A 12,621-nucleotide genomic window follows, 5' to 3' on the forward strand; every position below is an offset into this window, starting at 1 on the left:
TCATGCCACGGAACGCACCCCAGCAGCCACCCCGCACCCCGCCGCGGACCGCCGACCACGGCGGCGGCGTCCACTCCATCGCGGTGCCCATCCCGGACAACCCGCTCGGCCACACCCTCGTCCACGTCCTCGACACCGGCCGGGGCCCCGTCCTCGTCGACACCGGCTGGGACGACCCCGCCTCCTGGGACGCCCTCACCGCCGGGCTCGCCGCCCTCGGCACCGCCGTCGCCGACGTCCACGGCGTCGTCGCCACCCACCACCACCCCGACCACCACGGCCTGTCCGGCCGGGTCCGCGAGGCCTCGGGCGCCTGGATCGCCATGCACCCCGCCGACACCGAGGTCGTCGTCCGCACCCGCTCCGCCCCGCCCGGCACCTGGTACGCGTACGTCCACGACAAGCTCGCCGCCGCCGGCGCCCCCGAGGAGCACCTCGCCCCGCTGCGCGCCGCCCGCCGCGACCCCCGCGGCATCCCCGGCCTGCGGGCCGCCGTCCCCGACCGGGACATCGTCCCCGGCGAGCTGCTGCCCCTGGCCGGACGCCGCCTGCGCGCCGTCTGGACCCCGGGCCACACCCCCGGGCACGTCTGCCTGCACCTGGAGGAGCGCCACCCGGCGGGCCTGCCCGGCGCCGGCCGCCTCTTCTCCGGCGACCACCTCCTGCCCGGCATCTCCCCCCACATCGGCCTCTACGAGGACCCCGACGGCGAGGCGGGCGCCCTCGACCCGCTGGGCGACTACCTCGACTCCCTCGAACGCGTCGCCCGCCTCGACCCCGCCGAGGTCCTCCCCGCCCACCAGCACGCCTTCACCGGCGCCCCCGGCCGCGTCCGGGAACTGCTGTCCCACCACCGGGAGCGGCTGGCGGGGCTGCGGCTGCTGCTGGCGGCACGGCCGCTGACCCCCTGGGGGCTCGCCGAGCGCATGGAGTGGAACCGGCCCTGGGAGGACATCCCGTACGCCTCCCGCACCATCGCCGTCTCCGAGGCCGAGGCGCACCTGCGGCACCTCGTCAAGCAGGGCCGCGCGGAACCCGTCCCCGGCAGCGACCCCGTGGAGTACCGAGCCGCCTGACGGACCGGCAGGCTGCGGACGGCCCCCGGACACCCGCCGCGGCGGCGCCGGACCGGGCTCCGCCGCGGCCCGAGCCGGGGTGTGCGGGCGGCCGCCGGCTCCGTCCCCCCGCAGTACCGGCCGGTACAGTGAGGGCCGTCGTCCACCCTCCGTACGGGGGAAAGCCGGTGCGATTCCGGCGCTGACCCGCAACCGTGACCCGCCCGGGCAACCCTGCCGGGCGGCAGCCGGAACGCCCCGTACCGAGGTGCGCGGCTCGTGCCGCCGGATCCCCCGGCGGCCGGCACCGTCGAGGAATACGGAGCCGGAGCCGGTGCCCCCGCACCCTGCCTCCGGCCCCCCTGCAGGAGAGGCACCGCCCCCATGAACGTCCGCCGCAGCGCAGCCGCGCTCGCCGCCTCCGCCGTGCTGTGCGCCGGCGCCGCCCCCGCAGCCCTCGCCGCGCCGGCCACGCCGTCGCCGTCGGCCCCGCCGGTCGTCCCGTCGGGGCTGTACGGCAAGAACGACCCCACCTACGACGGCGTGTGGCGGCAGTCCATCGCCCTGCTCGCCCAGCACACCGTCGGCGTGAAGCCCGCCAAGGAGGCGGTGGCCTGGCTGGCCGGCCAGCAGTGCGCGAACGGCGGCTTCGCCTCCTTCCGCGCCGACGCCACCGCGGCCTGCGGCGACGGGACGGCGTACGACACGAACGCCACCGCGGTGGCCGTGCAGGCGCTGAAGGCCCTCGGCGGGCAGGACGCCGCGGTGAAGAAGGGCACCGACTGGCTGAAGTCCGTGCAGAACGAGGACGGCGGCTGGGCGTACGTCCCCGGCTCGCCGAGCGAGGCCAGCTCCACCGCCGTCGTCATCAGCGCCCTCGCCGCCGCCGGCGACAAGCCGGCCGAGGTGAAGTCGAAGGCCGGCAAGTCCGCGTACGACGGCCTGCTCGCCTTCCGCCTGCCCTGTTCCGCCGAGCCGGCCGCGGACCGAGGCGCGTTCGCGTACCAGCCGGTCGACGGCAAGCTCCTCGCGAACGCCGACGCGACGGCCGCCGCCACGCTGGCCGCCCTCGGCAAGGGCATCGTGGTCGCCCCCGCCACGAAGGACACCCCGGCGGGCGCCGAGTGCACGGACGGCGCCGCCCCGGAGGCCGCCGCCGAGGCCGCCGCCGGGCACCTGGCCGCCGCGCTGAAGAAGGACGGCCACCTCACCGCCGTCGCCCCCGGCGCCGACCAGCCCGCCCCCGACACCGGCAACACCGCCGACGCCGTCCTCGCCCTGGTCGCGGCCGGGCACAAGCAGTCCGCGGCCGGCGCGGTGGAGTGGCTGAAGGGCAACTCGGCCGACTGGGCGAAGGGCAGCCCGGCCGCCCTCGGCACCCTCGTCCTGGTCGCGCACGCCACCGGCACCGACCCGAAGGCGTTCGGCGGAACGGACCTGGTCACCGCCCTGAACGCGATGGGCCCCGCCCCGCAGGCCGCCACCGGCTCCGCGACGGACGAGCCCGCGAAGAAGGACGACGACGGCGAGGGCTCCGGCGGCGACCAGAACCTCTGGTGGATGATCGGCGCCGGAGCGGCCGCCGGCATGGGCATCGGCATCCTGCTGAGCGGCCGCCGGAAGAAGAACCAGCTCTGATGCGCCGCGGCCTGACCCCACTCCGCCGCACCGCCGCGGCGGCGGCCGCCGCCCTGCTGTCCGTGCCGGCACTGCTCCTGGCGTCCGCCCCCGCGCATGCGGCGGGCTACCGCTACTGGTCGTACTGGGAGGGCGCAGCCGCCGGCGGGTGGACGTACGCCCAGGTCGGGCCCTCGATGGCCCGCCCCGCGGACGGCTCCGTGCAGGGCTTCCGCTTCGCGGTCAGCGCGGACGCGGCGGCGCAGGCCGCCCAGCCCCGCACACCGGCCGACTTCGCGGCCGTCTGTGCGGCCACGCCGGCCGCGGAGGGCCGCAAGCGCATAGCCGTCGTCGTCGACTTCGGCGTCCCCGCCGACGCACCGGCCGGCGAGGCACCGCCGCAGGACGCCCCGCGCACCGCCTGCGCCCAGGTCGCCCCGGACGCCGGCGCCGCGGAGGCGCTGGCCGCGGTCGCGAAGCCACTGCGCTACAACGGGTCGGCGATGCTGTGCGGGATCTCCGGCTACCCGCGGCAGGGCTGCGGCGAGCAGGTCGCCGAGGAGCCCGGCCCGGCGGCCGCACCGACCGGGACACCGGACACGGCCGCCGCGGAACCGGCGTCCGGCTCGGACGGCGGCGGCTGGTCAGGCCCGCTGGCGGGCGCCGCGGCCCTGGCCGCGGTCGCCGGCGCGGCCCTCTGGCAGTCCCGCCGCCGCTCCCGATGACCCCCCACCCGAAGCCGGCCGCCGACGACCCGGGCGCGCACGGGCCGGGCGCCCGAGGCGCGGACACCCCGGGCCGTAACACCCTGAGCCCGGATACCCGAGGTTCCGACGCCCAGGGCCCCGGCCCCCAAGGGCCGGACGCCCAAGGGCCGGACGCCCAAGGCCCCGGCACCCGAAGCCCGGGCACTCAGGCCCCGGACGCCCAGGGGCCGGACGCCCAAGGGCCGGGCGCCCAAGACCCGGACAGCCGAGGCCCGGGCGCCGGGAGGTCGGGCGTCGAGGGACCGGGCCGTGCACACTTCGCCGCGGGCGGGCCGGTACCCCGGCCGCGGCCCGCCGGCCGCGGCGCCGCCCCGTCGGCTGCGGCCGCAGGCGGGCCCGGCGGGGCGGCCGCTGACGGGCCCGGCCCGCGGCGCCCCGCCCGCCCCGGGCCGCTGCGGCGGCTGCGGGCGCCGCTGGCCCGCCGGGGCAACGCGCTGCACGCGGGGGCGTGGTGGCTGTGGGCGCTCGGCCTGGCCGCGGCGGCCTCCCGGACCACCAACCCGCTCCTCCTCGCGCTGGTCGCGGCTGTTGCCGGCTACGTGGTGGCCGCGCGGCGCACCTCCGCGCCGTGGGCCCGCTCGTACGGGGCGTTCCTCAAGCTGGGGCTGTTCGTCATCGGGCTGCGCGTGCTGTTCTCCGCCCTGCTCGGCTCGCCGCTGCCGGGCACGCACGTGCTGTTCACCCTGCCCGAGGTGCCGCTGCCCGACTGGGCGCAGGGCATCCGGCTGGGCGGGCGGGTCACCGCCGAGCAGCTCGTGTTCGCGTTCTACGACGGCGCGAAGCTGGCCGTGCTGCTGGTGTGCGTGGGCGCGGCGAACGCGCTCGCCAGCCCGGCGCGGCTGCTGAAGTCCCTCCCCGCCGCCCTGTACGAGGCGGGGGTGGCGGTCGTCGTCGCCATGACGTTCGCGCCGAACATGGTCGCGGACGTGGCCCGGCTGCGGACGGCCCGCCGCCTGCGCGGCCGCCCGACCGGCGGGGTCCGGGCCGTCCTCCAGATCGGCCTGCCGGTGCTGGAGGGCGCCCTGGAGCGCTCCATTGCCGTCGCCGCGTCGATGGACGCCCGCGGCTACGGCCGTACCGCCGGCGTCCCGGCCGCCGTCCGCCGTACGACCGCCTGCCTCACCCTCGGCGGCCTGCTCGGGATGTGCGCGGGCACGTACGGGCTGCTGGCCGCGGAAGGCGCCGCGTACGGGGTGCCGGCGCTGCTCGCCGGCCTGGCCCTGGCCGTGGCGGGGCTGCGCCTCGGCGGCCGGCGCAGCGTGCGGACCCGCTACCGGCCCGACCGGTGGGGGGCGCGGGCGTGGCTGGTCGCGGGCTCCGGCGCGGCGGTCGCCGTGCTGCTCGCGTACGCCGCGGGCGCCGACCCGCAGGCGCTGCGGCCGGGCGTCGTCCCGCTGGTCGCGCCGGAGTTCCCGCTGTGGCCTGCGGCCGCCGTCCTGATCGGTCTGCTTCCCGCCTTCGTGGCACCCGTACCTCCCGAGGAGTCGTCCCCGTGATCCGTTTCGAGCAGGTGTCGGTCACGTACGACGGCGCCTCCCGGCCGGCGCTGGGCGGCGTCGACCTCACCGTCCCCGAGGGGGAGCTGACGCTGCTGGTCGGCCCGTCGGGCGTCGGCAAGTCCACCCTCCTCGGGACCGTCTCCGGGCTGGTGCCGCACTTCACGGGCGGCACCCTGCACGGCCGGGTCACGGTCGCCGGCCGTGACACGCGCACGCACCGGCCGCGGGAGCTCGCCGACGTCGTCGGCACGGTCGGGCAGGACCCTCGGGCCCACTTCGTGACGGACGCGGTGGAGGACGAGCTGGCGTACGGGATGGAGTCGCTGGGCCTGCCGCCGGCCGTGATGCGCCGCCGCGTCGAGGAGACCCTCGACCTGCTGGGCCTGAACGAGCTGCGCGACCGCCCCCTGTCCGCCCTGTCCGGGGGACAGCAGCAGCGGGTCGCGATCGGCTCCGTCCTGACCGCGCACCCGCGGGTGCTGGTGCTGGACGAGCCGACCTCCGCACTGGACCCGGCCGCGGCCGAGGAGGTCCTCGCGGTGCTCCAGCGCCTGGTGCACGACCTGGGAACGACGGTGCTGATGGCGGAGCACCGGCTGGAGCGGGTCGTCCAGTACGCCGACCGCGTGCTGCTCCTGCCCGGTCCGGGTGCGGCCCCGGTGCTGGGGGCGCCGCAGGAGGTGATGGCCGTCTCGCCCGTCCACCCGCCGGTGGTCTCTCTGGGCCGGCTGGCGGGCTGGTCGCCGCTGCCGCTGTCGGTGCGCGACGCCCGCCGCCGCGCGGAGCCTCTACGGGCCCGGCTGGCCGGGGTCGGAGCGGGGGCCGGGGCGGGGGCGCCGCAGGCACCCGCGGACGGCCTTGTTCCGGTATCCCTGCCCCCGGCGGCTCCCGCGCCTGCGGCCGCGTCCCGGCGGGGCGGGCTGGTGGCGCGGCTGCTCCGCCGCGGCGGTACGACCGCCCCCGCCGCCGCCCCCGGCGTCCCGGACGCCGCGGTGGCGCGGGTGCGCGGCCTGTCCGTGCGGCGGGGCCGTGCCGAGGTGCTGCACGGCGTGGACCTGGAGGTCGCGGGCGGCGAGACGGTGGCGCTGATGGGCCGCAACGGCGCCGGCAAGTCGACGCTGCTCTCCACCCTCGTCGGCACCCTCGCCCCCGCCTCGGGCGAGGTGTCGGTCGGCGGCCTGGCCCCGCACCGCACGGCCCCGGCCGAGATGGTGCGCCGCGTCGGCCTCGTCCCGCAGGATCCGCGGGACCTGCTGTACGCGGACACGGTGGCCGGGGAGTGCGCCGCCGCGGACGCGGACGCCGGCGCGGCCCCCGGGTCCTGCCGGGCCCTGGTGTCGGCGCTGCTGCCCGAGGTGGCCGACGGCACGCACCCGCGGGACCTGTCCGAGGGGCAGCGCCTGGCGCTCGCCCTGGCGCTGGTCCTGACGGGCCGGCCGCGGCTCCTGCTACTGGACGAGCCGACGCGCGGCCTGGACTACGCGGCGAAGGCCCGCCTGGTGGGGATCCTGCGCGCGCTGGTCGCGGACGGGCACGGCATCGTCCTCGCGACGCACGACGTGGAGCTGGCGGCGGAGCTCGCCGACCGGGTGGTGGTCCTCGCGGGCGGGGAGGTCGTCGCGGACGGCCCGACCGCCGAAGTGGTGGTGTCGTCGCCGGCTTTCGCCCCGCAGGTCGCGAAGGTGCTGGCGCCGGGCCGCTGGCTGACGGTCGCCGAGGTGGCGCGCGCCCTGGAGGGGTCCCCGGCGTCCGCGGCGGATGCCGCTCGGGGGCCGGACGGTGCCGCGGCCGCGGAGGTGGCGCGGTGAACCGGCCCGTCCGTATCGGGCCGCGCGCCGCGGCCGCCCTGGTCCTGGTCTCGCTGATCGGCGTGGCCGCGTTCGGCTGGCCGCTGCTCGCGGACGCCGGTTCGGGGCTCGCGCACGCGCAGGACGCGCCGTGGCTGTTCGCCGCGCTGCTGCCGCTGCTCGTCGCCGTGGTCGTCGCGACCATCGCCGACCAGGGCCTCGACGCCAAGGCGGTCGCGATGCTGGGGGTGCTGGCCGCGGTGGGGGCCGCGCTGCGGCCGCTGGGCGCGGGGACGGCCGGCCTGGAGCCGATGTTCTTCCTGATGGCGCTGAGCGGGCGCGTCCTCGGGCCCGGCTTCGGCTTCGTGCTGGGCGCGGTGACGATGTTCGCGTCCGCCCTGCTGACGGGCGGGGTGGGGCCGTGGATGCCGTTCCAGATGCTGGCGATGGGCTGGTTCGCGCTGGGCGCGGGGCTGCTGCCGGGGGCGCGGCGGATCCGGGGCCGGGCGGAGTCGGCGATGCTGGCGGCGTACGGGTTCGCGGGGTCGTTCGCGTACGGGACGGTCATGAACCTGCAGGGCTGGGTGCTGCTCCAGGGCATGGGGCAGGGCGTCTCCTTCCATCCGGGGGACCCGGTCGGGGCGAACCTCGCGCGGTTCCTCGCGTACTGCGCGGCGACGTCCCTGGGCTGGGACCTGGGGCGGGCCGTCCTGACGGTGGTGCTGACGCTGCTGCTGGGCGGGACGCTGCTGAAGGCGCTGCGCCGGGCGACTCGCAAAGCGGCGTTCGAAGCGCCCGTTTCCTTCGATCCGGGGGCTGGAAGTGGCCCCGGCCACACAACAAAAGGGACATAGGCCGCTACACGGGGTGAGATCGGACCTCTTGGAGGGTGAGGCGCCCCATAGGACCCAAGTCACATACGACCCCGCCTAGTGGACGGCGGGCGGCCTCCGCCGGGCCCCGGGCCGAGCCCCTCGCGGCGGCGGACGGGACCCCTCGGCCGGCCGCACGGAGGGGCTTCCTCCGAGGGTCCCTAGTAGCGGGGGGCCTTTGCCAGGGCCGCCGAGGCCTGGCTAACTGGTGATGTCGCCACGGCGGCCCGGGCCCACAGCCCGCCGCCCGATGAGCCCCTCTCCCCCGTGTGAGTGACTCACGCATGCCTCCTGCATGCGGCGGCCGCACCCCGTCCCCTACGGAAGGCTCTCCGTGTCCATCTCCGTCATCCGCCGCATCGCCGCTTCCAAGAAGACCCTCGCGGGTACCGTCGTCGGCCTTGCCGCCGCCGGTTCCATGCTGGCCGCCGTCCCCGCGCAGGCCGCCCCGACGAGCGCCAAGGCGATCGCCCAGCAGATGATCAAGGACCCGGCCCAGTTCGCCGCCTTCGACAAGATCATCTCCCACGAGAGCGGTTGGGACCACACGGCGACGAACGCGTCCTCCGGCGCGTACGGCCTGGTCCAGGCCCTGCCGGCCTCCAAGATGGCCTCGGCCGGCTCCGACTGGAAGACCAACCCGGCCACCCAGATCAAGTGGGGCCTGGACTACATGAACGAGCGCTACGGCTCCCCGGTCGGCGCCTGGAACTTCTGGCAGGCCAACCACTGGTACTAAGCCGCGGCAGCACGCCCCGGCACGACACCGCACCGCCGCCCCGGCACGAAGCCGGCGCGGCGGTGCGGTGCGAAGGCCCCGGTGGCCGGCCTCCCCAGGCCGGCCACCGGGGCCTTCGGCTTCCCATCCCAGTGGGCTCTCGGTGTCACAGCCGCTGGATGATCGTGCCGGTCGCCTGTGCGCCTCCCGCGCACATGGTGATCAGCGCGAACTCCTTGTCGCGGCGCTCCAGCTCGTGCAGCGCGGTGGTGATCAGCCGGGCGCCGGTCGCGCCGACCGGGTGCCCGAGCGCGATGGCACCGCCGTTGACGTTGACCTTGTCGAGGTCCTGCTCGAAGACCTGCGCCCAGCTGAGGACGACGGAGGCGAACGCCTCGTTCACCTCGACGACGTCGATGTCCTTTAGGGACATGCCCGCCTTGCCGAGCACGGCCCGCGTCGCGTCGACCGGCCCGTCCAGGTGGTAGTGCGGATCGGCGCCAACGAGCGCCTGCGCGACGATCCGCGCGCGGGGCTTCAGCTTCAGGGCGCGCGCCATGCGGCGGGAGGCCCACATCACGGCGGCGGCCCCGTCCGAGATCTGCGACGAGTTCCCGGCGGTGTGGACCGCGGTCGGCATGACGGCCTTGAGCCCGGCCAGCGCCTCCATGTTCGTGTCGCGCAGCCCCTCGTCCCGGTGCACCAGCCGCCACATGCCCTGCCCCGCGGCCTGCTCCTCCTCGGTGGTGGGGACCTGCACGGCGAACGTCTCGCGCTTGAACCGCTCCTCGGCCCAAGCCGCCGCGGCGCGCTGCTGGGAGAGCAGGCCGAGCCGGTCGACGTCCTCGCGGACCAGTCCCCGGCGGCGGGCGATGCGCTCGGCGGCCTCGAACTGGTTGGGCAGGTCGACGTTCCACTCGTCGGGGAACGGCTTTCCGGGCCCGTGCTTGGAGCCGGCGCCGAGCGGGACCCGGCTCATCGCCTCGACACCGCAGGCGATCCCGATGTCGATGACGCCGCCGGCGACCATGTTCGCCACCATGTGGTTGGCCTGCTGGGAGCTGCCGCACTGGCAGTCCACGGTCGTCGCCGCGGTCTCGTACGGCAGTCCCATCGCGAGCCAGGCCGTGCGGGCGGGGTTCATGGACTGCTCGCCGGCGTGGGTGACGGTGCCGCCGACGATCTGCTCGACGCAGTCGGGCTGGATCCCCGTACGGGCGAGGAGCTCGCGGTAGGTCTCGCCGAGCAGGTACGCGGGGTGCAGGTTGGCGAGGACGCCCCCGCGCCTGCCGATCGGCGTGCGTACGGCTTCGACGATGACGGGTTCCGCGGCCATGGGATCGTCCTCTCCTGCGCAGCGCTGCCGGCACGGCGGGACGGGGCGGGCCGTTCCCGGCGCCCCGCCCGCACCCCGAAATTGGTACGCGTTCTAGTTCTCCCCCCGAAGTCTTATGACCCGCGGGCCCGGCACGCAAGGGTCTTGCATCCGGCCTCCACGGATTCCACACGCAACCGCCCGCGCGCGGCCCCTTGCCACTTCCGGAGCCCGTCACTACCTTCTGGCCAATTGCTGATGGGCCGTCAGACTTGGAGTGCCGCGATGACCTGTCCCGCGCTGCCCGAAGGCTTCGACGCCACCGACCCCGACCTCCTCCAGGAGCGGGTCCCCCTCCCGGAGTTCGCGCGGCTGCGGCAGACGGCACCGGTGTGGTGGTGCCCCCAGGAGCGCGGCACCACCGGCTTCGACGACGACGGCTACTGGGCCGTGACCCGGCACGCGGACGTCAAGTACGTCTCCACGCACCCCGAGCTGTTCTCGTCGACCGCGAACACCGCCATCATCCGCTTCAACGGCGGCATCGCGCGCGAGCAGATCGACGCCCAGCGGCTGATCATGCTGAACATGGACCCGCCCGAGCACACCCGGGTCCGCCAGATCGTCCAGCGCGGCTTCACGCCGCGGGCCGTCCGCGGCCTGGAGGGCGCCCTGCGCGAGCGGGCCCGCCGCATTGCGGAGCAGGCCCGCGCCACGGCGGCGGCAGCGGCGGCGGCCGGCGGGGGCGGGGACGGGGACGGGGGTTTCGACTTCGTCACCCAGGTGGCCTGCGAACTCCCCCTCCAGGCGATCGCCGAACTGATCGGCGTACCCCAGGAGGACCGGCTGCGGATCTTCGACTGGTCGAACAGGATGATCGCGTACGACGACCCCGAGTACGCCATCACCGAGGCGGTCGGCGCCGAGGCCGCCATGGAGCTCATCGGCTACGCGATGCACATGTCCGCCGCCCGCAAGGAGTGCCCCGCCAGGGACATCGTCACGCAGCTCGTCGCCGCCGAGGGCCAGGGCAACCTCAGCAGCGACGAGTTCGGCTTCTTCGTCCTGCTCCTCGCCGTCGCCGGCAACGAAACCACACGCAATGCCATCAGCCACGGCATGCACGCCTTCCTCACCCACCCCGGGCAGTGGGAGCTCTACAAGGCGACACGGCCCGCGACGGCCGCCGAGGAGATCGTCCGCTGGGCCACCCCCGTCGTCTCCTTCCAGCGCACCGCCACCCGCGACACCGAGCTCGGCGGGCAGAAGATCCGGGCCGGCGACCGGGTCGGCCTGTTCTACGCCTCCGCCAACCACGACCCGGAGGTCTTCACCGACCCGGACACCTTCGACATCACCCGCGACCCCAACCCGCACCTCGGCTTCGGAGGCGGCGGCCCCCACTTCTGCCTCGGCAAGTCCCTGGCGGTGATGGAGATCGACCTCATCTTCAACGCCGTCGCCGACCACCTCCCCGACCTGCGGCTGACCGGCCCTGCGCCGCGCCGGCTGCGGGCCGCCTGGCTCAACGGCATCAAGGAGCTGCGCGTCAGCCACCCCTGACCGCGGGTCCGGCGGGGCGGCGTACGGAGACGATCGCGACAAGCTGCGGTAACGGCACGCCATCGATGCCTTCCCGGCCATTGTGGCGGCGGCGGGCCGGGGCCCAGACTGCGCGGATGAACCTCCAGGACAGCGGAACGCGTGCCGGCGCGGAGGCCCTCTGGCAGCGCCTGCCGACGACGTGGCGGCTGATGGTCGAGCGCGGCGGCCCCCAGGCCGCCGCCGGCCGGGGCGTCCTCGCCCTCATCGAAGCCGCCGCCGCGCAACCGGAACTGCGCCGGCTGTACCCGTTCACCAGCCGCTGCGTCCTCCGCTTCGGCTCCCGGGGCGGCGTGCCGACCGAGGCGGACGCGCCCGCGCTGGAGCCGACGCGCGACGGCCGCTTCCGCGTCCTGAGCCCCAGCCTGCAACGCGTCCTCGGCGAGGCGGACTCCGCGGAGGAGGCGGTGGCCCTGGCCGTCGCCCGCCTCCCCTCGCCGTCCGCCTGAACGGCCCCCACCGCTCCGGCCCGTACGCATGCGGGACCGCGCAAAGCCCCCCGTACGGGCGAGCGAGGATTCACCCGAGTGGCGGACTCCGCGCCCCTGCCGGACCATGACAGCACGCGGCGATCCACCCGCGGGGGCGCCGGGGCCGGTGAGTCCCGGCGCCCCCGCGGCTCCGCGTGCGGCGCCGCAGCGGCCCGAGGCTGTGAGCCCGCTACCTCTCGCAGCGCCCCAGCACCACCACGTACGTCCCCGCGTCGGACGCCCCCGCGCCCCTGCGCTCCGCGGCGCCGCCCCTCGGCGCGATGCCGAACTCGGTGAGCGAGGGGTCCCGGATGATCCCGGCGTGACCGCCGGTGCTCCGGTTCAGCCACCAGTCCACGGCCGCGCGGGGCGTCCCCGCGCCCGCCCACCCGTTGTAGGTGATCTCGTAGCCGCCCCACGACCGGCCGCCCCGGCAGTACCCGGCGTCGCGGATCCGGTTCACGATCTGCTCGCCGCCCGTGCCGGCGGCCTGCGGATTGCGGTGCGGGTCGCGCTTGTCGTCCGGGTCCTGCGGGTTCGGCCACCACTTCTGGGCGAGGGCCGCCGCCACGTGCCGGTTCGCCGCCTCCCGCAGCTCGCCGGAGTCCGTCAGCTCGCGCAGCCCGAGCCTGCGGCGCTCGGCGTTGATCAGGCAGTGCACCCCCGCCGTGGCCGGCAGCACCCCGTACCCGAACCGGCCGGGGTCGGCGGGCGGCGGCCGGTCGTAGGCGTCGGCACCCAACTCCCCGCAGTGCTCCCACGGCTGGGCCGCGGCGCTGCCGGCCGCGGCGGCCGGCAGCGGCGGACCCGCGAGCGCGGCGGCCGCGGCGGCGGCGAGCAGGGCGGCGGCGGGGGCGCGCCGGATGCGCATGCACATGGCGGTGCCCGTCTCTCCCCGAGTCGGATGTCCCAGCCGCCG

General features: G+C 76.6%; 11 protein-coding genes. 9 read left to right on the forward strand and 2 right to left on the reverse strand.

The window, feature by feature from the left end; translation table 11 throughout:
• The first annotated feature begins 2 nt into the window (after positions 1 to 2).
• From IE170_RS20265 to IE170_RS20295, 7 genes are all read left to right on the forward strand, one after another.
• Complete coding sequence (locus tag IE170_RS20265) at positions 3 to 1,076, forward strand: Strvi_7410 family MBL fold metallo-hydrolase (RefSeq protein WP_189810825.1); 1,074 nt, start codon at positions 3 to 5, stop codon at positions 1,074 to 1,076.
• Positions 1,077 to 1,439: 363 nt separating this feature from the next.
• Positions 1,440 to 2,693: an SCO2321 family membrane protein gene (locus IE170_RS20270; protein ID WP_189810826.1), complete on the forward strand. Its 1,254-nt coding sequence runs from the start codon at positions 1,440 to 1,442 to the stop codon at positions 2,691 to 2,693.
• Positions 2,693 to 3,397, forward strand: a complete 705-nt coding sequence (locus IE170_RS20275; RefSeq protein WP_189810827.1) for an SCO2322 family protein — start codon at positions 2,693 to 2,695, stop codon at positions 3,395 to 3,397. Before IE170_RS20270 ends, IE170_RS20275 begins: the two co-directional genes overlap by 1 nt.
• 434 nt (positions 3,398 to 3,831) lie before the next feature.
• Positions 3,832 to 4,935, forward strand: coding sequence for an energy-coupling factor transporter transmembrane protein EcfT (locus tag IE170_RS20280; RefSeq protein WP_189810912.1), 1,104 nt, complete (start codon positions 3,832 to 3,834; stop codon positions 4,933 to 4,935).
• Positions 4,932 to 6,746, forward strand: a complete 1,815-nt coding sequence (locus IE170_RS20285) for an ABC transporter ATP-binding protein (RefSeq protein ID WP_189810828.1) — start codon at positions 4,932 to 4,934, stop codon at positions 6,744 to 6,746. Before IE170_RS20280 ends, IE170_RS20285 begins: the two co-directional genes overlap by 4 nt.
• Positions 6,743 to 7,579, forward strand: coding sequence for an ECF transporter S component (locus IE170_RS20290; protein ID WP_189810829.1), 837 nt, complete (start codon positions 6,743 to 6,745; stop codon positions 7,577 to 7,579). Before IE170_RS20285 ends, IE170_RS20290 begins: the two co-directional genes overlap by 4 nt.
• A gap of 352 nt (positions 7,580 to 7,931) precedes the next feature.
• A complete protein-coding gene (locus IE170_RS20295) occupies positions 7,932 to 8,336 on the forward strand; it encodes an aggregation-promoting factor C-terminal-like domain-containing protein (RefSeq protein WP_373299023.1) in 405 nt (134 codons plus the stop codon).
• A gap of 145 nt (positions 8,337 to 8,481) precedes the next feature.
• On the opposite strand, the gene IE170_RS20300 is transcribed toward IE170_RS20295, so the two are convergent.
• Positions 8,482 to 9,651: a steroid 3-ketoacyl-CoA thiolase gene (locus IE170_RS20300; protein WP_189810830.1), complete on the reverse strand. Its 1,170-nt coding sequence runs from the start codon at positions 9,649 to 9,651 to the stop codon at positions 8,482 to 8,484.
• A gap of 264 nt (positions 9,652 to 9,915) precedes the next feature.
• Between IE170_RS20300 and IE170_RS20305 the strand changes: the two genes are divergently transcribed.
• On the forward strand, positions 9,916 to 11,193 hold the full coding sequence (locus IE170_RS20305; RefSeq protein ID WP_189810831.1) for a cytochrome P450: 1,278 nt from the start codon (positions 9,916 to 9,918) through the stop codon (positions 11,191 to 11,193).
• Positions 11,194 to 11,309: 116 nt separating this feature from the next.
• Positions 11,310 to 11,681 (forward strand): DUF6193 family natural product biosynthesis protein, encoded by a 372-nt coding sequence (locus IE170_RS20310; RefSeq protein WP_189810832.1) that lies wholly within the window; start codon positions 11,310 to 11,312, stop codon positions 11,679 to 11,681.
• Positions 11,682 to 11,892: 211 nt separating this feature from the next.
• On the opposite strand, the gene IE170_RS20315 is transcribed toward IE170_RS20310, so the two are convergent.
• Positions 11,893 to 12,579: a CAP domain-containing protein gene (locus IE170_RS20315; protein WP_189810833.1), complete on the reverse strand. Its 687-nt coding sequence runs from the start codon at positions 12,577 to 12,579 to the stop codon at positions 11,893 to 11,895.
• Between the last annotated feature and the right edge of the window lie 42 nt (positions 12,580 to 12,621).

Origin of the sequence: Streptomyces toxytricini, from assembly GCF_014649915.1 — a bacterium.
Classification (GTDB): Bacteria; Actinomycetota; Actinomycetes; order Streptomycetales; family Streptomycetaceae; genus Streptomyces; species Streptomyces toxytricini.

What these genes read in the sequence shown, in the direction of transcription:
- IE170_RS20265 (WP_189810825.1), top strand. Translation starts at nt 3, where the DNA reads ATGCCACGGAACGCACCCCAGCAGCCACCCCGCACCCCGCCGCGGACC.
- IE170_RS20270 (WP_189810826.1), top strand. Translation starts at nt 1,440, where the DNA reads ATGAACGTCCGCCGCAGCGCAGCCGCGCTCGCCGCCTCCGCCGTGCTG.
- IE170_RS20275 (WP_189810827.1), top strand. Translation starts at nt 2,693, where the DNA reads ATGCGCCGCGGCCTGACCCCACTCCGCCGCACCGCCGCGGCGGCGGCC.
- IE170_RS20300 (WP_189810830.1), bottom strand. Translation starts at nt 9,651, where the DNA reads ATGGCCGCGGAACCCGTCATCGTCGAAGCCGTACGCACGCCGATCGGC.
- IE170_RS20305 (WP_189810831.1), top strand. Translation starts at nt 9,916, where the DNA reads ATGACCTGTCCCGCGCTGCCCGAAGGCTTCGACGCCACCGACCCCGAC.
- IE170_RS20310 (WP_189810832.1), top strand. Translation starts at nt 11,310, where the DNA reads ATGAACCTCCAGGACAGCGGAACGCGTGCCGGCGCGGAGGCCCTCTGG.
- IE170_RS20315 (WP_189810833.1), bottom strand. Translation starts at nt 12,579, where the DNA reads ATGTGCATGCGCATCCGGCGCGCCCCCGCCGCCGCCCTGCTCGCCGCC.